This window comes from Mycolicibacterium rutilum, assembly GCF_900108565.1.
Lineage (GTDB): Bacteria > Actinomycetota > Actinomycetes > Mycobacteriales > Mycobacteriaceae > Mycobacterium > Mycobacterium rutilum.
The window spans coordinates 4,250,900-4,269,591 of record NZ_LT629971.1 but is presented as its reverse complement, the minus strand read 5'-3'; the positions used below and the strand labels follow the sequence as shown (position 1 = coordinate 4,269,591).

Here is an 18,692-nt window from a genome sequence, read left to right as displayed (position 1 = left end):
GATTGAAGCGGGGGAAGATTGAGGCTTTCAGAGGTTGAGTTCCGCGGCTACAAACGCCTGGTCGAAGCGGAATGCAACGTGCTCGGCAAGGTAATTGCACTGGTTGGACCGAATGAGTCTGGGAAAAGTAGCGTGTTGCAGGGCCTTCAATGGTTAACCGACACACCCCGTCATCTCCGAATTCAAGAACAGAATCGTGATGCGCCGCCAGAGTCAGAAACGCTAGTGGTAAGGGCGCGCTACAAGCTCGATGAGGACGACATCGAGGCGCTTAACCAACTCGACCTGGATGTCGAGCCCGCGATCACCGCCAAGACAGTCACCGAGTTTCGACTCTCACGCAGGGCGGACGGCACTACCGTGACTGGAATAACGACTGAGGTGCAGCGCAGCACCCACATCTTCAAGGCGGCGAACGCTCAGATAGCGAGCGTCATGGCGTTACTGGAGCACTCAGAATCGCTACCCGATGATGAGCGGATCGGGCCGGTCGAAAACGTGCTCCGCGTAGGCTCCGCTCTTCTCAATCCGTCCGATCCAGATTGGACGGATGATCGGTTAGAGAATCTCGCCGGTACGCTTGATTCGGTAGACACAATGTGGAGGAACATCGAGGGAATCGAAGACGCGCCCGAGGATTTCGCAGCTTTGCGCGAACAGCTGGTTACTCTCTCCCGGTTGATAGGTGATTCGATCAACGCTGGCCGGCTCGGCGAACCGGCAGATGCGATGCGAGACGCGTTGCAGCAGCGGGTACCGAAATTTGTGCTGTTCACCGATGACGATAGAAATATCGCCGAGACCTACCCCCTTGGTGACGAAGCTCTTCGTGCCGAAGCGCCGCCTCCTCTTCGGAATCTCCTCTATGTCGCCGGTACAACAGTGGCTGAGGTGTGGGGCTATCTTGACCGCGGCGACACAGCTCAACTTCGCACATTCGAAAAGCGCATTAACCGGACTCTTCAGGCTCGACTCCAGCCTATGTGGAGCCAGTCGCAACTCACGGTGAACATAGTCCTCAACACGGACGGAATGCTCGAGGTAAATATCGAGGAGCTAGATAGTCCGGAGCTAACCATCACTCCTATCGGGGAGCGGAGTGATGGTCTACGGGCCTTCCTTGCCCTCGTTTGTTTCCTGATCGCGGCCGAGCTGTCGATACCACCAGTGCTGATGATCGACGAAGCCGAAAGGAACCTGCACTACGACGCCCAGGCGGACCTAGTACGTGTGCTGACCAGCGAGTTGAAAGTTCACAAAGTCCTATATACAACACATTCACCGGGATGCCTTCCGCTGGACTTGGGCACGGGCATCCGCGTGGTGGTGCGAGACACCGAGTTTCCCGGGCGGAGCAAGCTGAGCAATAATTTTTGGATCCGAAACGACCCTGGGTTTTCGAACTTGCTATTCGCGATGGGAGCCGAAGCTGCCGCTTTCTCGGCGTTCAGGCGTGCGGTCCTCGCGGAGGGTGTAAGCGACATGATTCTGCTGCCGACTTTGTTGCGCAATGCGACGAACACAGAAACGCTCGATTTCCAGGTGGCGTTTGGTCTTTCAAGCATGTCAGCTTCGAAGGCGATCGGTTCTGTTGCACTGATAACGACCTTCTTGGTCGATGGAGATGATTCCGGCAACGAGAAGCGGCAGCAGTTGATCGCCGCCGGCGTTCCGACATCGCACGTGTTTCAACTTCCTGAAGGAAAGGCATTGGAGGACCTCGTTGACCGAGCAACTTACTTGTCGGTAGTCGACGGCTTCCTCCAGGAGTTGGGGCACTCGCTAGATCAGGATCGACTTCAGTCCGATTGCACAATCGCGAAAGCTGTTGATACCTACGCTAAGTCCGTGCTTGGGATCGACGGCGGCGTAAGCCACAAGATTATCGCGGCGCGCTTGGCAGAACTCGGGCCAAAACTACAGCTCACCGCCGAGGGCAAGCGCTTCTTGAAGAAGCTCAGCGCACAACTCGTGAGTGCTTTTGAGAGCCCGTACCTCCTTCAGCCTGAAGTCTCCGGCAAGGTGTAGCCTCGCCCATCTTCTGGAGTGCGACTTGGCGCCACCGCGCCTTGATCGACAATCCGCGAACCACGGTCAATACGGGCGCGGTCGATCGGATGGATTCTCCGGTCGCGGAATCAATCCTTAATCAATACTTCACACCATAACTCTCAAAGGTGTTCACACTGCCACTCCACGTCCCTCTCAGTCTCCACGTCTCTCCTGTTATTCAAATATGCTCCACAGCAACAGTTCCGCGTAATCAACACTCGAAATGCTGCATGGCACAGTGGTGCGAGAATGGTTGTGGCGCAGCAAGTGCCGCCGTCTCCGATCCCGGGTGGGTGATTCTGGTGTTGACGATCGCGAAGCTCAAGCGGTGGTCGATCAACTACTACATAGACACCGCCCAGGCCGCTGAGCGCGCCACCGAGGATCGTGCCCGCGCCGGCGGCGGGCTGGGGGAGTACTACAGCGAGCACGAGACCCGCACCCCGGTGTGGCTGCTGGCCGGCGACACCCACACGGCCGCCCGACTGGTCGGGCTCACCGATGGCGAACGGGCGGGCGGTGAGGCCGACGCCGAGGTGGTGGCGCGCTGGCTCGATGACGGCACCGCACCTAACGGTGCGCACGGGCGCACCTTCGGGGTGCGTGGTGTGCACGGGTTCGATCTGACGTTCTGCGCACCCAAAAGTGTGTCGCTGCTGCGGGCGCTGCGCGCCGACGATGTCGGTGCGAAAGCGATTACTGATGCGCACACCACCGCACTGGCGGAGGCGATGGAGTACCTGAGCGCGCACGCCGGCTACACGAGGTTGCACAACCCGGTCACAGGGGAGAAGGATCTGGTGCGCCTGCCGGGCTTGGTGGCGATCGCCTACCAGCACGAGACCTCCCGGTGCGGGGATTCGCACCTGCACACCCATGTCATCGTCCCGAACCGCCAGCCGCGCGGCGACGGGCAACTCATCTCTATTGATGGGACGTCGCTGTATCACGAGGCCCGCGCCGCGGGGGTGATCTATCAGGCCACGCTGCGCCGCGAGATGCAGCGCTCCCTAGGCTTCGAGTGGGAGCCCGTCGACCCGGCGACGGGGATGGCGGAGCTCGCCGGGGTCGGCCGGGATTCCATTACTGCGTGGTCGCGGCGCTCGAGCGCGCTGCGCGAGTGGGCCGCCGGAAACCTCACCGTGGTGGACGGGAAGGTGTCGGCGGCGCAGCTGGCGGCCGCGCAGAAAGCCACCCGCCCCGCCAACCCGAAGAGCTCTCGTGGGGGCAGCTGCAAGAACAGTGGGCTGCGGATGCGCGGGGACTACGGTTGGACCGCACATCGTTCGAGACGGCGCGTGCGGCGCGCATCGCGCGGCGCACAGCGGGGGGCGCACTCTTTGATCGGGAGCACCTGGCCGCGGCCGCCGAAAAGATTGAGAAGGCGGCGTTCACGCGCGCCGATCTGGTGGAGATCGTGGGTGCGCAGCTGCCGGTGGACACCGCACAAGCGCCGCGCGCGGCGGTCGATGCGGTGGCGGTGCGCGTGACCGGGGTGCGCGCCGCGCATCAACGCGAAGGGCATGAGCGGTTCACCCTCGATCAGATCCTCAATGAAGAGAAAGCGGTACTGGATCTGGTCGACGCGCAGGAGCCGCGCGCCATGCTGTGGATCAAGCCCGAAGACACGACCGGGCTATCAGAAGATCAGCGCCGCGCCGTGGAGAACATCGGCGCCTCGCCGTGGTTGGTGCAGCCCTTGTCCGCCCCGGCGGGTGCGGGCAAGACCACCACGATGCGCGCCCTGATGCCGGCGGTGCACCGCCGCCACTACGGCCACGTCCTGGTCCTCGCCCCAACGGGCAAGGCCGTCGATGTCGCGATGCGGGAGGGGGCCGGCGACACCGGACACACCGTCGCCAAAGCCCTCCAACTACTGCGCGACCATCAGCTCGACCTGAGTCCGGCGACGCTGGTCGTCGTCGACGAGGCCGCGATGGTGGGCACCGACGATCTGCGAAAGCTCCTCACCGCCACCACCGCAGCCGGTGCCAAGACCGTTCTGGTCGGTGATCAGCATCAGCTGGCCCCGGTGAAAGCCCGTGGCGGCGTTCGCCCAACTCTGCAACGACCTGCCCTGGACGCAGAAGCTGTCCGAGGTGTGGCGCATGCGCGACCCCGACGAACGCAGCGCCTCACTCGCATTGCGCGACGGCAATCCCGCCGAGGTCGCCCGCGCCGTTTCTTGGTACCGGACGCGTGACCGGCTGCACTGCGGGGACACCGTGACCATGGCCCACGACGCCCTGGCCGCCTACGAGGCTGACCTGTCGGAAGGCCATGACGCGCTGTTGATCTGCGACACCGCCGAAATGACCCGCGCCCTTAATCGGCGCCTCCATGAACAACGCATCGGTAGAGACGAGCCCGCCCTGACCGTCGCGAACGGAGAGCAGGTCGGGGTGGGGGATCTGATTGTCAGCCGCCGCAACGATCCCGACGTCACGATCCTGGAGAAACCGGGAGCCACCGAGCCCGCCCCCATGGTGAGGAACGGGAATCGTTGGCGCATTGCAGGGATCGATTCGAAGAAGTACCGGATTGCTGCGGTGCGGCTCGACGACGGCGCCGGTGCAGTTTTCAGCGGCGACTACCTGCGCGAGCACATCAACCTCGGATACGCCGTCACCGTGCACTCCGCCCAAGGCGTCACCGCCGACACCAGCCACGCCGTCCTCGGCGAAAACACCACCCGAAACCTGCTCTACGTAGCCAGACTCGCGGCCGCCACACCAACACTCCACACCTCTACGAACGGATCGCCGATACCCAAGAACATTCAACCGCGAATACGCCATTAGTGCGCGGGAACCCCACTGACGCAATGCAATTCGTCCGATCTCTGATCGCCCGAGACGACTCTCCGCGCACCGCCCACGAAGTCGCATCCGAAACGAACCCTGCTGCATTGCCCACTCGTATTGCCGAGTTCGCGGAATGCCACCGACGGGCCGTCCAATCGCGGCGCAACGGCTTCGAAGCCTGGCAGATAGCAGCTCAGCAGGCACAGGTGAGGAGCGTGATGCGCGATCGAGGTGTTGGCCTGAGCCGAGACTCCAGCGGCAGCCTGGATCTCTAAGGCCTCCTGGGAGCTGCGCTACACGTACTGTGCGGTGGCAATCCACACGCCGTCCGGGACAAGTTCCACGCACACATCACAATCGAGGATCGCAGGAACCAACTCAATCCCCAAAGGCGGCCGTTGGCTCCGGCCTCGGCCCTGGTGCGGCGAGCAGACTCCGCTGCGCCAACGATCTGGGGCGCAGCACCACGATTCAAAGAAGATCCTGAATATCCACTGATTCTGGGCCCCCGATGGTTATCAACGAGGGGTTGGGCAGATGCGACGGCACAGTGGTCTCGTCGGCGGGGTGGTGGTACAGATACTCGCTAGCCGACTGTACGGTGCTGTCGTTGATGAAGTTCGCCAGTGCCGTTGTGCCGGACACCTCGGTATCCAACTCGCCGGCTCGGACTCGTGATACCGGGTACTTCGATTCGATGATTGGCCGCACGTCGCCCATGATCAGGCCTAGCCCGCGGGTAAGTGGGAATGTGATCGCCGCCGCGGTCATAAATCCAACGCCGTGCGATGGCCCGCTGTCGGGATCGGGGATGAGTGCGACCGGCGAATCGCAGGTAATTAGTGACCTTCTGTTGAACCGGACGAGTGTCCATGGTCTGGCGATAATGAAGGGAATGACTTTTCCCGCGCCGTCGATAATGCTCTCGATGTGTAACGTGGGTTTGACCGTAACCGGCGGTCCCTCCGCCTGGGTAACGTACTGCCAAAGTGTTTCAGCCTCGCCGTCCGTGACATCGTGACCGTACTTTTCTTGCACCCACCCCTGAAGACGCTCCCGCCCAACGAACTGGACCTGCAGACGCACCATCTGAGCGGCGATGTATGACATCGATCGCCGTGTGGTGTGACCGCGCAGGTGTTGAACGGCCAAGAACGTGCTCAGTTTTTCTCGTTGCAGATCGGCCAATGGCCATACGCCATTGGCAATCTCCTTCAGTATCGGAGCCGTGTCAGTCTCGAGGACGTTCAGGGCCTTTTCGAACACATCAGTGCCATCGGGATGTCCGTCGATCGAGTAGAAGCGGTTCGTCGCCGCGGTCTTCCGGACCTTCCCTGTACGTGACTTGTCGCCGGGAAGATGAACTGTCGTGATTCGGTCCTGGCTGTCGGCGAAACCGCGTAAATAGAACTGTGGCACCGTGTGGTGCAGCTTCGCATCCTTGCCCGTTGCGTTCTGCGCCGTCGGCACGGCTATATCGCGTCCCAGTCGTCGTCCTCGTACAAGCGGACGATCGGCCTTTCGCCGAGCGCCAACTCGCGTTGCCCGTCGTCCATGCACGCGTAGTCCTCTATCTGGCGAGCAATCCCCCTATTAATTCGTGCGACTACCTTGCTTATGTCGCATGGCGTTCCAGCGGGGCACTGTCCGCAGCGCCCCTTGCTGTCCTCGATCATGTGGTCGATGGTCAAATCAACTAGCGCCCGCCGCCATCGGTTGCGCGCCTCATAAAGTTGACTCAGCGTGAGTTCGGACTGCACATCGACGGGGCGGTTCGCGGCAGTGAGCCCAGACGATGGAATGCCGGAATCGGCTACCGCGACTCTCTCGACCAGGTCGTTGTCGAGTCGGTGCAACGTTCTCTTAGTCGGGCAAGGTGCCTGTGCGTGGCAGCGTTTACACCGGTGGGTGCGGTCGTCGGTAACGTGACTATGCGCGAACTCCCTGAGGACGTGGCGCCACTTGTCCAACGATTTCGACACCCGCTCGACCTCTGCGTCGTAGTCGATCGGCGGTGGGGGCGGCGGTGCGAACTGCGTATTCACCTCCAATTGCCGCTCACGGATGTGCTGAAACACCTGGTCGGTGCGTTTCTCCGCGCTGATGTGGTTCAGCAGGGCCGTCTCGTCCTTGGCCGATAGCATCGCGCTCCAGTCCTTGGGCCTGATCTTGGCCTTGCTGCGCGCGACGAGATATTGGTCCCGGCTCAGCCCGTAGTGCTTGATGAAGTCGCGGACGGATCGGCGTAAGGGTGGGTCATCGGGCAAGGGTCAACCTCCTGGTGCGTCGCCGCGACCCAGACGTTAAGCGACCCCGATGTGACCGAGCCCCTACTGCGGGTGCGGCCTAGCCTCTAGGCTGTGACGCGGTATTCGCCAATACACGTCGAGCCCTGTCGGAGTCCGCTTCGGCAGGGCCTCGGCGTCTCTGAGCAGTTCATATGAAGCTGCCGCTCCTGATGGTACGTCCGAGGTCCGACAAGCTGAGGCCGCTGTGGATTACTTGTGCGCGTGTGGTTTAGATGCTCGGCCGGCGCAAGGCATTGGTTGCCGTCGCGGAGTCAGGCCCTTTAGCTCCAGGGCGTCGTGTCTCGATTCTTTCTCGGAGCGCGTGGCTGAAATCCTCGCTGCCGAGCGAAATCGTTTCGAGTCTTACCCCGCAGGCAGTTGGGCTCTGCGAACGGCGCCCGACCGGATCGTGCGTGGGTAGTGATCCGATTCCAGCAAACGCCAGTAGATCACCCGCGCAGTGGTGTGCAGATGCGGACGTCGTCACGACGTTGTCACAACTAGATGCAAAACGGTGGGGTTGAGGTGAGACGTCGTGACACGGTTTCGCCTGGTCAATGTCACCCGGAAAGCATTGCGCGGCAGCTGAACTCGGCACACGTCCGACTGGGGGTCAAGTGGTCGCAGGTTCAAATCCTGTCAGCCCGACCGGAGTTTTTCCAGGTCAGAGGCGGTTTCCGAGGAATCGGGAGCCGCCTTTGCGCGTCTCGGCGATGACTTCGTCGGCCGGCGCGTGTCTACTTTGTCGACGACTTCATCGACATCGGAGAACGACATGGGCCTGATCTACCTCGAACTGTTCGCGACCCTCGATCTCGTCGGGCAGGCGCCCGGCGGGCCGGACGAGGATCCCGACGGCTTCCCGTTCGGCGGCTGGCAGGCGCCGCTGATCCACGAAGTCACCGGCGCCCAGATCGCCGAGGCTTACCAGGGCACCGACGCACTCCTGCTCGGCCGCCGCACCTACGACGTCTTCGCCGCCCACTGGCCGTACCAGGAAGGTGGCGAGGACGACGACATCGCCCGGTTGTTCAACCGCATCCCCAAATACGTTGGGTCCCGCGGCACGCCCGACCTGTCGTGGGCCGGATCGACCCAACTCGGCCCCGACCTGGCCGCCGCCGTGAACGAGATCCGCGACCGCCACGACAACATCAAGGTCGTCGGCAGCCTCAACCTCGTCCAGACGCTGCTGCGCGAGAAGTTGTTCGACCGCATCGATCTGTGGATCCACCCGATCGTGCTCGGCGTCGGCAAGAAGGTGTTCGACGGCGGCGCGGTCCCGACCAACCTCACGCTGCTGCGACCGCCGGCAGTCAGCCCGAACGGCACCGTCTACGTGCAGTACGCGCGGGCCGACGGCGTCCCTGCAACCGGCGACATGGCCGCACCCGATCGCGGCCTGGCGAGCGCCGGCTAGTCGTCCTTGTTGTCTTTGTCTTTTTTGTCTTTGTCGTCCTTCGAGTCCTCGTCCGAGTCGTCCTCCGATTTGTCCTCGGAGTCATCGTCGTCGGAGTCGTCGTCGCGCGGCGCCGCCGTCTCGGCCTTGTCCGCGAACTTGGTCAACAGCCCGGCCAGCTGGCGGGCGTCCTCGGGTTCGAGCCGGTCGGTGAACAACTGCTCGTTGTCCTCGCTGCGCCGCTCGACGAGCACCACACCGTCCTTGGCCCCGACGTCCCACCGGCCGCCGTCACCGTTGTCCTGATCAGCCATCGATTCGCCTTCCCCCGCAGTTCACGTGGACAGGGGGAGAAGTACCCCTCGTCGCTTCCGGCGAATCGCTCACCACCGGGCCGCGACCTTCTCGCCGATCTGGTTGGCGATCCGCACCGCCGAGTCCGCGGGCTTCGCGCTGCACGTGTTGACGTCGATGACGACGTTGTTCCGCACCGCCAGCGCCCGCCCGCACGCCCATCCGGGTGCAGCCGCGTCGCGCTGCGTCGCCACGACGCTGAGCACATCGTTCTCCGTCGCGACCCGGCCCACGGTCCACTGCGTGCCGCTCTGCAGATGCGTGTACTCACGGCACGCCTGCCACTGCTGAGCGGATGCGTCGAAGAAGGCGCGGCCCTTGCGAACCAACGGAAACAGCACCACCGCCTGCTTGAGGTAATGGGCGAAGTTGTCCCCGTCGTTGAGGCTCTGGTCGCGGGTGGCGGTCGCGCCGCTGTCGACGTAGACCGGCGCCTCGGCCGCGCCGTCGACCGCCAGGCACTCCCGCGGCGCCATGGTCGCGCTGTTGTCCGACATCACCGTCTGCGTGCTCGTCACCGCCATCCCCACCGCCCCCATCGCGGCGTCGACCTCTCCCGGGCTCAACAGCAGTTCCGGCAACTCGCGAGCCACCAGCGGACGGGGGACCATCGTGCGAGTGGTCGTCGTCGACACCGCGTTGCTCACCGTGTCCGCACACCCGCCCACCAGCACACACACCATCGCGGCGCCGAGCGCCGCCGTGGATCGGCGCATATGTCCCTCCCCAACGCAGCCTTCTTCAACCGACCACCGTGGCGATGTCCCCCGAAATCGCGACGGAAGCCCATGGTGTACCAGCGGTGCCGCCGACTCGGCGATATCTGCGGAGTTTCGGATAACGATGCGCAACGGTTGTGGTAACGATTAAGCTGCCGCCTCCGCGCCCAAACCAGGGCAATACACCTATTTCGTTGCAGGCCAACAATTCTCGGATAACCGCGACGATCCCACCCTTACCTCGCGGATAGGAAAACCTATCCCCGCGGCGCAGAAGACTGGCCCGGCGGCGATTACGGACACCCCCGTCAGCTCGGAATCATTCCTCTCACAGCACCCGCACCACCCACTCCCGAGAGGACCCCACGATGAGCTCGACCACCGTCTCCCGCTCCCGCTACGCCGCCACGCTCCTCGGCGCACTCGCCGTGCTCGTGCTCACCCCGGCCACCGCACACGCCGTCGACAACGGGCCCACGCCCAGCGGCGGCTGCACCTACACCGACGCCGACGGCTATCCCATCCCGATCGACGACGGCCAGGACGTCTTCGTCGACGGCAAGATCGTCTCCTGCCGCGGCGGCAAGATCACGACCACCACCGCCCCCCAGCGCAACGGCGCCAGCATCCGCCCCACGTTGCCCGCGGACAAGCTGCCCGTGCTCACCCGTCTGCCCTGACCATCCCCACCCGGCCGGCCCGTCACACCCCCCGGTGGCGGGCCGGCCGCCTCTTGCGCGGTTGGCAGGTCAAGTCCCGCGTGCTGCCGTAGATTCCGCCACGGGGGAGGCCCGATGGACGAACGGCAATGACCGCAACCGGCCGTGTCGCGGTGATCGGCGCCGGTCCCGGCGGGCTGGTCGCGGCCCGCTGGCTGCGGTCGCAGGGCTTCACGACGACGATCTTCGAGCAGGGCGACGAGATCGGCGGCCAATGGACCGGCCGGCCGGGCCGAAGCGGTGTCTGGCCGGCGATGCACACCAACACCAGCCGCGTCCTGACCGCCTTCGGCGACCTCGATCCCGGGCCCGGGGCCACCTTCCCGTCCAACCACGAGGTCCTCGGCTACCTGCATCGCTATGCCGACCAGTTCGACCTACCGGCGATCACGCGGCTCGGCACCCGGGTCCGGCGGGTGCGTCGCACCGACGGCGGATGGCTCGTCGCGACCGACAGCGGGGTCGAGACGTTCGAGCGCGTTGTCGTCGCGACCGGGCGCTTCCAGACCCCGGTGCTCCCGGCCGTCGCCGGCCTGGACACCTTCACGGGTTCGGTTGGCGCACACAGCAGTTACGACTTCCGCGACCCGGCGCGCTACCGCGGCAAGCGGGTCCTGGTGGCAGGCGGAGCGATCAGCGCGCTCGAGATCACCGCCGAACTCGTCTTCGCCGGTGCCGACCGCGTCGTTCTCACGCAGCGGCGCCAGCGCTACGTGCTGCCCAAGCTCGCCGGCGGTGTGCCGACCGACCACCGCGTGTTCACCCGCTACGGCGCGCTGGCCGCCGAACGACTGCCCGCCGACGAGATCGACCGGCAGCTCAAAGAGATCGTGCTCGAGGCGGCCGGCGAGCCGCAGCAGTACGGCGCGCCCGCCCCGCACCCGTCGCTCTCGGTCGCCGGTGTCACGCTCAGTCAGCACTACCTGCCGCTGGTCGCCGAGGGCCGGATCGTGGTGCGGCCGTGGCTGACTGCGGTGGCCGGTGATCGCGTCACGTTCGCCGACGGGCGCAGCGAGCAGTTCGACGGCATCGTGTTCGGCACCGGTTTCCGGGTCGCCATGCCGTTTCTCGACGAGACCATGCACCGCGTGCTGGACCGCCACACCTTCCACCCGGAGCTACCGGGACTGGCGTTCGTCGGGATGTGGGACCAGTCCGGCGGCTACTTCGTGCCGCTGGAGCTGCAGGCGCGCTGGATCGCCTACGCCTGGGCCGGGCTCGTCGAGCCGCCCGTCGTCACCCCGGAGCGGCCACCCGGGGAACCTCAGAAGACGCGGATGAACCTGGTTGCGGTGACGTTCGCGCGGGCCGCCGGCGTCGAGCCGACCCTGTCACACTGGCCGGGGCTCCACCGCGCCCTGCTCTTCGGCCCGCTCGCGCCCAGCTGCTTTCGCCTCGAGGGACCCGACGCGGCACCCGACGCGACGCAGCGGTTCGCCCGCGACGCGGCGGCGTTCGGGGCCATCACGTCGAACACGATGACCGAACGCGAGACGGCGTACTGGCGGCTGCTCGGCAGCGACACGTAGTACTACTCATGGCCGCTGACCACGACGCCGGGCATCCTGAACCCATGCCGCTGACCACTCCTGCGTCCCGCGCCGACAAGTTCGCCGCCGACACCCCGCCGGACCGCGACCGTGCCATCGACGTCGCGCGGCTGGGCGCGCTCGTCGTGGTGATCTTCGGGCACTGCGCGCTGCTGCTGGCGACCATCGACGACGGCGTCCGCATCGGCAACATCCTCGGCGAGATCCCCGCCCTCACGCCGATCACTTGGGTCGTGCAGGTCATGCCGCTGTTCTTCCTGGCCGGCGGTGCCGCAGGGGCTTACGGCTGGCACCGCGGCCGGGCCTGGGGCTCGTGGTTGTTCACCCGCGCGCAGCGGTTGTGCCGCCCGGTGTTCTGGTACCTCGCGGTGTGGTCGGTGGCGCTGCTCGGTGTCCGGCTGACCCTCGGCGCGGAATCGGCCGCCGACCTCGGTCGCGAATCCGTGGCGCTGCTGTGGTTCCTGGGTGTCTACCTCGTGGTGCTGGCGTTCGTCCCGCTGCTGACCCGCCTGACCACCGGCCGCACCGCCGCGGCCGTCGTCGCCGGTCTACTTGTCGGCGCGGGGCTCATCGACGCGATCCGCATCGCGGCGGGCAGCGCCATGGCAGGTGTGCCCAACTTCGTCGTCGTCTGGCTCATCCCCGTCGTCATCGGTGTCGCCTACGCCCGCCGGCTGATCGCCCACCGCACCGCGCTCGCGGTCGCGGCCGGTGCGCTCGCCGCGCAGATCGCGCTGGCGATGGCCGGGCCGTACGAGGTCTCGCTCGTCGTCACCGGCACCGAGCGGTTGTCGAACGTCTCCCCGCCGACCCTGCTGCTGGCCCTGCACTGCACATGGATGTCGTGTGCGTTCGTCGCGGCCGCGGGATGGATCCAGCGGTGGGCGCGGCGGCCGCGGGTCTGGTACGTCGTCGCCGTCGGCAACGGGGGAGCGATGACGCTGTACCTGTGGCACATCGTCGCGATCGCGATCGCCGCGTTCTCACTGCACGCCGCTGGCCTCGACGCCTATGACGTTGACGCGCCAGGGTTCTGGGCTCGACTGGCGCTGCGGGCCGCGGTGTTCGCGGTGGTGATGTTCGTGATGTTCCGGTTGCTGTCGCCGCTCGAGCACCGTCGGCTGCCGTGGTGGGACGCGCCTGCCGCGGCCACCGGCGCGGCGTCCACGGCGGCGGGCGCCCTGGTGATCGCGTCCGGGGTCGCGCTGCTGCTGCTGGCCAAGAACGGCCTGACCGGATCGATGGGATGGGCGATGCTCGGCTGCTTCATCGGGGCCCTGGCAGCTGCGCGAATCTGCGTGCGCGCCAAGGCTTGACGTCAGGCGTCGGTCTTCGCCGGCGTCGGCCACGGAGCGGGCTTGGGCCGGGTCCGGACGAACTGCGGCCACCAGAACCAGCGGCCGAGCAGGGCAGCGATCGACGGCGTCATGAACGCGCGGATCACCAGCGTGTCGAACAGCAGACCCATGCCGATCGTCGTGCCCATCTGTGCCACCACCGTCAGCTCGCTGACCACCATCGAGATCATCGTGAACGCGAACACCAGGCCGGCCGCGGTCACCACCGAGCCGCTGCCGCCCATCGCGCGGATGATGCCGGTGTTCAGCCCGGCGTGGATCTCCTCTTTCAGCCGCGCCACCAGCAACAAGTTGTAGTCCGCGCCCACGGCCAACAGGATGATCACCGCCATGGCCATGACCATGAACTGCAGTTCGACCCCGAGGATGTGCTGCCACACCAGGATCGACAGACCGAACGAGGCGCCCAGCGACAACACGACGGTGCCCACGATGACCGCGGCCGCGATCAGGCTGCGGGTGATGATCAACATGATCGTGAAGATCAGCGCGAGCGCGAGGATGCCCGCGATCATCAGGTCGTAGTTGTTGCCTTCCTGCATGTCCTTGAACGCCGAAGCCGTACCGCCGATGTAGATCGTGGAACCCTCCAGCGGAGTGCCCTTGATCGCCTCCTTGGCGGCCTGCTTGATCGCGTCGATGCGGTCGATGCCGTCGGCGCTCAACGGATCACCCTCGTGCTGGATGATCATCCGCACCGCGTGCCCGTTGGGCGAGATGAAGTTCTCCATGCCGCGCTTGAACTCTTCGTTGTCGAAGATCTCCGGCGGCAGATAGAACGTGTCGTCGTTCCATGAGTCGTTGAACGCGTCGCCCATCGCCGACTGGTTCTCGGTCAGCGCGGCCTGCTGCTTCTGCAAACCACCCTGCGTGGCGTGCATCGTCAGCATCATCTGCTTCATGTTCTTCATCGTCTCGATCTGCTCGGGCATCAGCGCCATGAGTTGCGGCATCAGCGCGTCGAGGCGTTCGAGATCAGGCAGCAGCTCCTGGACGTTGTCGGTCAGCAGGTTGGTGCCGTCGATGACGTCGAACACCGACCGCATCGACCAGCAGATCGGGATGTTGTAGCAGTGCGGTTCCCAGTAGAAGTAGTTGCGGATCGGACGGAAGAAGTCGTCGAAATTGCTGATGTGGTCCCGTAATTCGGCGATGTCGACGGTCATCGTGCGGGTCTTCTCGACCATGCTGTGGGTGGTGGCGCTCATCTCGCCCATCAACGCCATCATGCGCGACATGGTGTCGATGTTGACCTGCATCTCCTCGGCCTGGACCAGCATGTCGGCCATCCGGTCGTCCATGTACTTCTGGTTCAGTTCCTGGTTGACACCGCTGAGGCTGAGCTGGGCGGGGATGGTGCTGAACTCGATCGGCTTGCCGTTGGGCCGGGTGATGGCCTGCACCCGCGAGATCCCCGGCACCCGGAACACGGCCTTGGCGATCTTGTCGATGACCAGGAAGTCGGCCGAGTTGCGCAGGTCGTGGTCGCTCTCGATCAGCAGCAGCTCGGGGTTCATGGTGGCCGGCGAGAAGTGCCGCTCGGCCGCGGCGAAGCCCTGGTTCGCCGGCAGATCCGGCGGCAGGTACAGGCGGTCGTTGTAGTTGGGCCGGTAGCCGGGCAGGGCCAGCAGCCCCACGAGCGACAGGAACACCGTCGCGAGCAGCACCGGACCCGGCCAGCGGACGATGGCGGCGCCGATCTTGCGCCACCCCCGGATGCGCATGGCGCGTTTGGGTTCCAGCAGCCCGAACCGGCTGGCGACGGTGATGATGGCCGGTCCCAGCGTCAGCGCGACGAGCACCGCGGTCGTCATCCCGACCGCCAGCGGCACACCGAGCGACTGGAAGTACGGAAGCCGGGTGAACGACAGGCAGAACGTCGCGCCGGCGATCGTCATGCCCGAGCCCAGCACGACGTGCGCGGTGCCGTGGAACATCGTGTAGAACGCCGACTCCCGGTCCTCGCCCAGGGTGCGGGCCTCTTGATAGCGCCCGATGAGGAAGATCGCGTAGTCGGTCGACGCGGCGATCGCGAGCGTCACCAACAGGTTGGTCGCGAACGTCGACAGGCCGATCAGCTCGTGATAGCCGAGGAACGCCACCGCGCCGCGGGTGGCCGCCAGCGCCAGCACGACCATCACGAGCGTGATCAGCACGGTGACGATCGAGCGGTAGACCAGCAGCAGCATCGTGATGATGACCGCGAACGTGACGTATTCGATGATCCGGATGCTGCGGTCGCTGGCGATCTGCTGGTCGGCGACCAGAGCCGATCCGCCGGTCACGAAGACCTTCAGCCCGGGCGGGGCCGGGAGACCGTCGACGATCTGCTGGACCGCCTCGACCGACTCGTTCGACAGCGCCTCGCCCATGTTGCCTGCGAGGTAGGCCTGGACGTAGACGGCTTTGCCGTCCGCGCTGACCGCCGCCGCCTCGGTGAGCGGGTCGCCCCAGAAGTCCTGCACGTGTTCGACGTGCTTGTCGTCGGCCTCGAGCTTGGCGACGAGCCGGTCGTAGTACTGCCGCGCTTCGCCGCCGAGCGGTTCGTCGCTTTCCAGCACGATCATCGCCGCGCTGTCGGACTTGAACTCCTCGAAGACCTCGCCGACGCGCTTCATCGCGATCACCGACGGGGCTTCCGACGGGCTCATCGACACCGACCGCATCTGGCCGACGACCTCGAGCTGCGGGACGGTCATGTTGAACACGCCGATCAGCAGGAGCCAGCCGATCATGATCGGGATCGACAACCGGCGGATCCACTTGGCCAACGGAGACCGTCGAGCGGCCTGGGCGTGCTGGGTCGGAGCGCTCACCAGGAATTCACCTCGGCGGAGCTCCTCCCGACGTTGTTAGGACCGCCTTAGTCCTACCAGATGAGGGTCCTCAGCGGGTAGTCGGAATCGCGCTGCAGCGAACTGCGCAGCCTGGTTAACCAATTCCGTGTCGGCGCGACTCGTTGCGTACGCCGACATTCTCTATCGGTGGCACGTCGCCTGGCCGCCGAGAAATTTACCGTCGCGTTAACCGGACATTCACCGAGCAAACTCGGCTACGGTGGCGGCATGGGGGAGACAAAGATGTCAGGGCGGCGTTTGTTCGCCGGTGGACGACGGTTCGCGGTCGCAGCGATCGCGGGCGCACACGCGGTGATCCTGGGGGTGACCGGCTGCGATGCCGGTTCGACGCCGAGCGATCCCGAAACCACCTCGGCGACCTCCAGACCCTCGGAGCCGTCCGCGCCTCGCGCCACAAGCACGACGCCGCCGCCGGCCTCGCCGTCGCCCTCTGAGCAGCCACAACGCGGACCCGACGGTGCGGACGGGCCCGACGGCCCGGCCGGGCCGGACGGTGCGCCCGGCGGCCGCGGCGGAGCAGGCGGCCAGGGCGGGCAGGACGGCGGAGGCGCCGGAGGCTCCGGGGGCGCGGGTGGTGCCGGCGGCGCCGGAGGTGCAGGTGGCGCCGGTGGGGCGGGCGGCGCCGGAGGTGCAGGCGGCGCGGGCGGCGCAGGAGGCTGACCGCCGTTTCGGCTCATCCGTCAGATGAGCCCCATATGTAACACCTGACACAGCGCCGCGATATCTGCGGTAGCGCCGAAGCTCATCTCCGCTTCGACGTGCCCCGCACCGCGGAGCAAACTATGCTCGATTCGCCGCGCCCGGCGACACCCTCAGGGCGGGCACGGCATGAATCGAACATCGACGAAGGTGAGGCAGCGTGGACACGGTGCTCGGCATGTCGATGACGTCGTCCGGAATCGCCTGGGTGCTGCAACAGGGCACCGGCGCCGATGCGCTCACCCTCGACCACGACCACTTCTCCGTGCTCTCCGACGTCGCCACCGACGGTGACATCACCAAGCATGAAGCCGCGGTCCGCGGGGCGCGGGCGATCGCCGAGGCCAGCGGCCACCAGGTGCGGATGATCGGCCTGACGTGGAGCAACGACGTCGAGGCGAAGGCGGCGCTGCTGTTGAAATCGTTGCCCGACATGGGCTTTGACACGGTGGCCGCTGTCCCGCTCGCGGACGCCACCCAGGAGTGGGCGCAGGCGTACGGCCGTCACCTCGGATTCGACCGGTGCGCGCTGTGCGTGGTCGAACCGTCGGCGGTGACCGTGGTGTCGGTGCTGTACAACTTCGTGCGGACGGCGACGACGCAGATGCGCGAAAGCGCCGACGGCATCGCGCGCTGGCTGACGGGTGTCTTCGAGGTCAACCGCTCGCAGCCCGAAAGCCTGTATCTGCTCGGGACGCGGGGCGACCTCGAACTCATCGCGGGCACGCTCGACGAGGCGCTGCCGATGCCGGTCGTCGCCTCCGACGACGCGCAACTGGCGCTGGCACGCGGCGCCGCCCTACGCGCGGTGGTCCAGCCGGAGCCGGCGGCAAAGGCCGACGTCGCGGAGGAGACCGTGCGGCTCGCGACGTCGAGGCCGCGCTCGTATGCTCGGTTCAAGCCGCATGCCCGTGTTGCGACCGTGGTCGCGGTCGCGGCGGTCGCGTTGTTCGCGATCGGTCCGGAGTTCACCGCCGACGAGGAAACCCCGGTGCCGACCGAGGCGGCCAGTTCCTCGACGGCCTCGACGACGTCGATCAGCGTGCATGCGGTGCCGTCGGCGCCGAAACCGCCCGCGGTGGTGCAGCAGTTGGCGGCCGCACCGGTCCCCGAAGCGCCACCTGTCGCGGAGGTCTACCTCGCGCCCGAGGTCCCCACGGTGGCCGAAGCGGAGCCGGTGCCGGAGGCGGTGCCCGCCGTCGCCGAAGCGCCTGCCGAGGTCGCGCCGGTAGCTCCGGCGCCCGCGGCACCGGTGGTGGCGACCGCGCCCGCGCCGCAGATCCTTCCGGCGCCGTTACTGCCCGCGCCGGTGCTTCCGCCACCCGCGGTGCTTCCACCCGCCCCGGCGGCACCGCTTGATCCGGTGCCGGCACCGCCCGCGCCGGCACCACCGCCGCCGGACCCGATCCAGATGGTGCTCAGCCCGCTGTTCGGCGGGCTGCCCTGACGACTAGCGCCAGTTCCAGATCTCGGGCTGGCTCGGCGGGTAGTTCATGCAGATCTCGGTGCCGTGCGCGACGACGCCCTTGTTGTTGAAGAACAGCTTGGCCCAGTTGCCCCACCGGGTGGCCATCTGCTCGTAGTAGACGTTGGTCGCGGTGTTCTCGGAGTACTGCCGGCGGCCGGCGTAGTCCAACGAGAAGAACCAGTAGATCCGGTCGCGGGCGCCCTGCTGAACGTCGAGCGGCCGGTTGTGGTAGTCGATCATGTACCGCTCGAAGTACACCGGATCGGTGTCGCGAACCGCCGCCATGTACTGGTCGACCGTGCACGTCGTCTTGAGCATCCGGTTCGGGATGGGGTAGTCGTCGGTCGCGTCGGCGGACGCGGCGGCGGGGAACAGCATCGCTGCGCACCCCAGGGATGCCAGCGCAATGCTCGCCTTACGGAAC

Annotated in this window: 14 protein-coding genes and 1 pseudogene; 9 read left to right on the top strand and 6 right to left on the bottom strand. The window is 66.0% G+C overall.

Annotated features, from left to right (window positions below):
• The first annotated feature begins 18 nt into the window (after window positions 1-18).
• From BLW81_RS20785 to BLW81_RS30295, 3 genes and pseudogenes are all read left to right on the top strand, one after another.
• Window positions 19-2,028 carry an AAA family ATPase gene (locus BLW81_RS20785; RefSeq protein WP_157897766.1) on the top strand — a complete coding sequence of 670 codons (2,010 nt, stop codon included), beginning with the start codon at window positions 19-21 and terminating at the stop codon, window positions 2,026-2,028.
• Between the two features lie 326 nt (window positions 2,029-2,354).
• Window positions 2,355-3,542 (top strand): MobF family relaxase, encoded by a 1,188-nt coding sequence (mobF, locus tag BLW81_RS30300; RefSeq protein ID WP_407662277.1) that lies wholly within the window; start codon window positions 2,355-2,357, stop codon window positions 3,540-3,542.
• Between the two features lie 113 nt (window positions 3,543-3,655).
• Window positions 3,656-4,853, top strand: a pseudogene (locus BLW81_RS30295) (ATP-dependent DNA helicase).
• A gap of 474 nt (window positions 4,854-5,327) precedes the next feature.
• On the opposite strand, the gene BLW81_RS20775 reads toward BLW81_RS30295, so the two are convergent.
• Together BLW81_RS20775 and BLW81_RS20770 are read right to left on the bottom strand one after the other, a co-directional pair.
• The gene (locus tag BLW81_RS20775; protein WP_083408808.1) at window positions 5,328-6,326 is read right to left on the bottom strand and encodes a DUF4238 domain-containing protein; all 999 of its coding nucleotides are present in this window, start codon (window positions 6,324-6,326) and stop codon (window positions 5,328-5,330) included.
• Window positions 6,327-6,328: 2 nt separating this feature from the next.
• Entirely contained in the window at window positions 6,329-7,123 is a 795-nt protein-coding gene (locus BLW81_RS20770) for a hypothetical protein (protein ID WP_083408807.1), read from the bottom strand.
• Between the two features lie 796 nt (window positions 7,124-7,919).
• Here BLW81_RS20770 and BLW81_RS20765 point away from each other — a divergent pair.
• Window positions 7,920-8,564: a dihydrofolate reductase family protein gene (locus BLW81_RS20765; RefSeq protein WP_083408806.1), complete on the top strand. Its 645-nt coding sequence runs from the start codon at window positions 7,920-7,922 to the stop codon at window positions 8,562-8,564.
• Here the strand turns inward: BLW81_RS20765 and BLW81_RS20760 are convergent.
• Together BLW81_RS20760 and BLW81_RS20755 are read right to left on the bottom strand one after the other, a co-directional pair.
• Window positions 8,561-8,857, bottom strand: a complete 297-nt coding sequence (locus BLW81_RS20760) for a hypothetical protein (protein WP_083408805.1) — start codon at window positions 8,855-8,857, stop codon at window positions 8,561-8,563. The genes BLW81_RS20765 and BLW81_RS20760 overlap by 4 nt on opposite strands.
• Window positions 8,858-8,926: 69 nt before the next feature.
• On the bottom strand, window positions 8,927-9,613 hold the full coding sequence (locus BLW81_RS20755; RefSeq protein WP_083408804.1) for a sensor domain-containing protein: 687 nt from the start codon (window positions 9,611-9,613) through the stop codon (window positions 8,927-8,929).
• 371 nt (window positions 9,614-9,984) lie between these two features.
• On the opposite strand from BLW81_RS20755, the gene BLW81_RS20750 reads away from it, so the two are divergent.
• The 3 genes from BLW81_RS20750 (at window position 9,985) to BLW81_RS20740 (ending at window position 13,201) form a co-directional block, all read left to right on the top strand.
• Window positions 9,985-10,296, top strand: coding sequence for a hypothetical protein (locus BLW81_RS20750; RefSeq protein ID WP_083408803.1), 312 nt, complete (start codon window positions 9,985-9,987; stop codon window positions 10,294-10,296).
• Between the two features lie 128 nt (window positions 10,297-10,424).
• Window positions 10,425-11,864, top strand: a complete 1,440-nt coding sequence (locus tag BLW81_RS20745) for a flavin-containing monooxygenase (protein ID WP_083408802.1) — start codon at window positions 10,425-10,427, stop codon at window positions 11,862-11,864.
• Window positions 11,865-11,908: 44 nt separating this feature from the next.
• Window positions 11,909-13,201, top strand: a complete 1,293-nt coding sequence (locus BLW81_RS20740; protein WP_083410707.1) for an acyltransferase family protein — start codon at window positions 11,909-11,911, stop codon at window positions 13,199-13,201.
• 2 nt (window positions 13,202-13,203) lie between these two features.
• On the opposite strand, the gene BLW81_RS20735 is transcribed toward BLW81_RS20740, so the two are convergent.
• Entirely contained in the window at window positions 13,204-15,978 is a 2,775-nt protein-coding gene (locus BLW81_RS20735) for an MMPL/RND family transporter (protein WP_235632343.1), read from the bottom strand.
• Between the two features lie 345 nt (window positions 15,979-16,323).
• Here BLW81_RS20735 and BLW81_RS29445 point away from each other — a divergent pair, with 345 nt between their 5' ends.
• Window positions 16,324-16,761 (top strand): hypothetical protein, encoded by a 438-nt coding sequence (locus BLW81_RS29445; protein ID WP_157897765.1) that lies wholly within the window; start codon window positions 16,324-16,326, stop codon window positions 16,759-16,761.
• A gap of 199 nt (window positions 16,762-16,960) precedes the next feature.
• Window positions 16,961-18,247 carry a DUF7159 family protein gene (locus tag BLW81_RS20725; protein WP_083408799.1) on the top strand — a complete coding sequence of 429 codons (1,287 nt, stop codon included), beginning with the start codon at window positions 16,961-16,963 and terminating at the stop codon, window positions 18,245-18,247.
• A 3-nt stretch (window positions 18,248-18,250) separates the two neighbouring features.
• On the opposite strand, the gene BLW81_RS20720 is transcribed toward BLW81_RS20725, so the two are convergent.
• On the bottom strand, window positions 18,251-18,646 hold the full coding sequence (locus tag BLW81_RS20720; RefSeq protein WP_235632050.1) for a DUF5078 domain-containing protein: 396 nt from the start codon (window positions 18,644-18,646) through the stop codon (window positions 18,251-18,253).
• Between the last annotated feature and the right edge of the window lie 46 nt (window positions 18,647-18,692).

Excerpts from the sequence above, each read along its gene's own strand:
- BLW81_RS20765 (WP_083408806.1), top strand. The coding sequence starts at position 7,920 with ATGGGCCTGATCTACCTCGAACTGTTCGCGACCCTCGATCTCGTCGGG.
- BLW81_RS20760 (WP_083408805.1), bottom strand. The coding sequence starts at position 8,857 with ATGGCTGATCAGGACAACGGTGACGGCGGCCGGTGGGACGTCGGGGCC.
- BLW81_RS20755 (WP_083408804.1), bottom strand. The coding sequence starts at position 9,613 with ATGCGCCGATCCACGGCGGCGCTCGGCGCCGCGATGGTGTGTGTGCTG.
- BLW81_RS20750 (WP_083408803.1), top strand. The coding sequence starts at position 9,985 with ATGAGCTCGACCACCGTCTCCCGCTCCCGCTACGCCGCCACGCTCCTC.
- BLW81_RS20745 (WP_083408802.1), top strand. The coding sequence starts at position 10,425 with ATGACCGCAACCGGCCGTGTCGCGGTGATCGGCGCCGGTCCCGGCGGG.
- BLW81_RS20740 (WP_083410707.1), top strand. The coding sequence starts at position 11,909 with ATGCCGCTGACCACTCCTGCGTCCCGCGCCGACAAGTTCGCCGCCGAC.
- BLW81_RS20735 (WP_235632343.1), bottom strand. The coding sequence starts at position 15,978 with ATGATCGGCTGGCTCCTGCTGATCGGCGTGTTCAACATGACCGTCCCG.
- BLW81_RS29445 (WP_157897765.1), top strand. The coding sequence starts at position 16,324 with ATGTCAGGGCGGCGTTTGTTCGCCGGTGGACGACGGTTCGCGGTCGCA.
- BLW81_RS20720 (WP_235632050.1), bottom strand. The coding sequence starts at position 18,646 with ATGCTGTTCCCCGCCGCCGCGTCCGCCGACGCGACCGACGACTACCCC.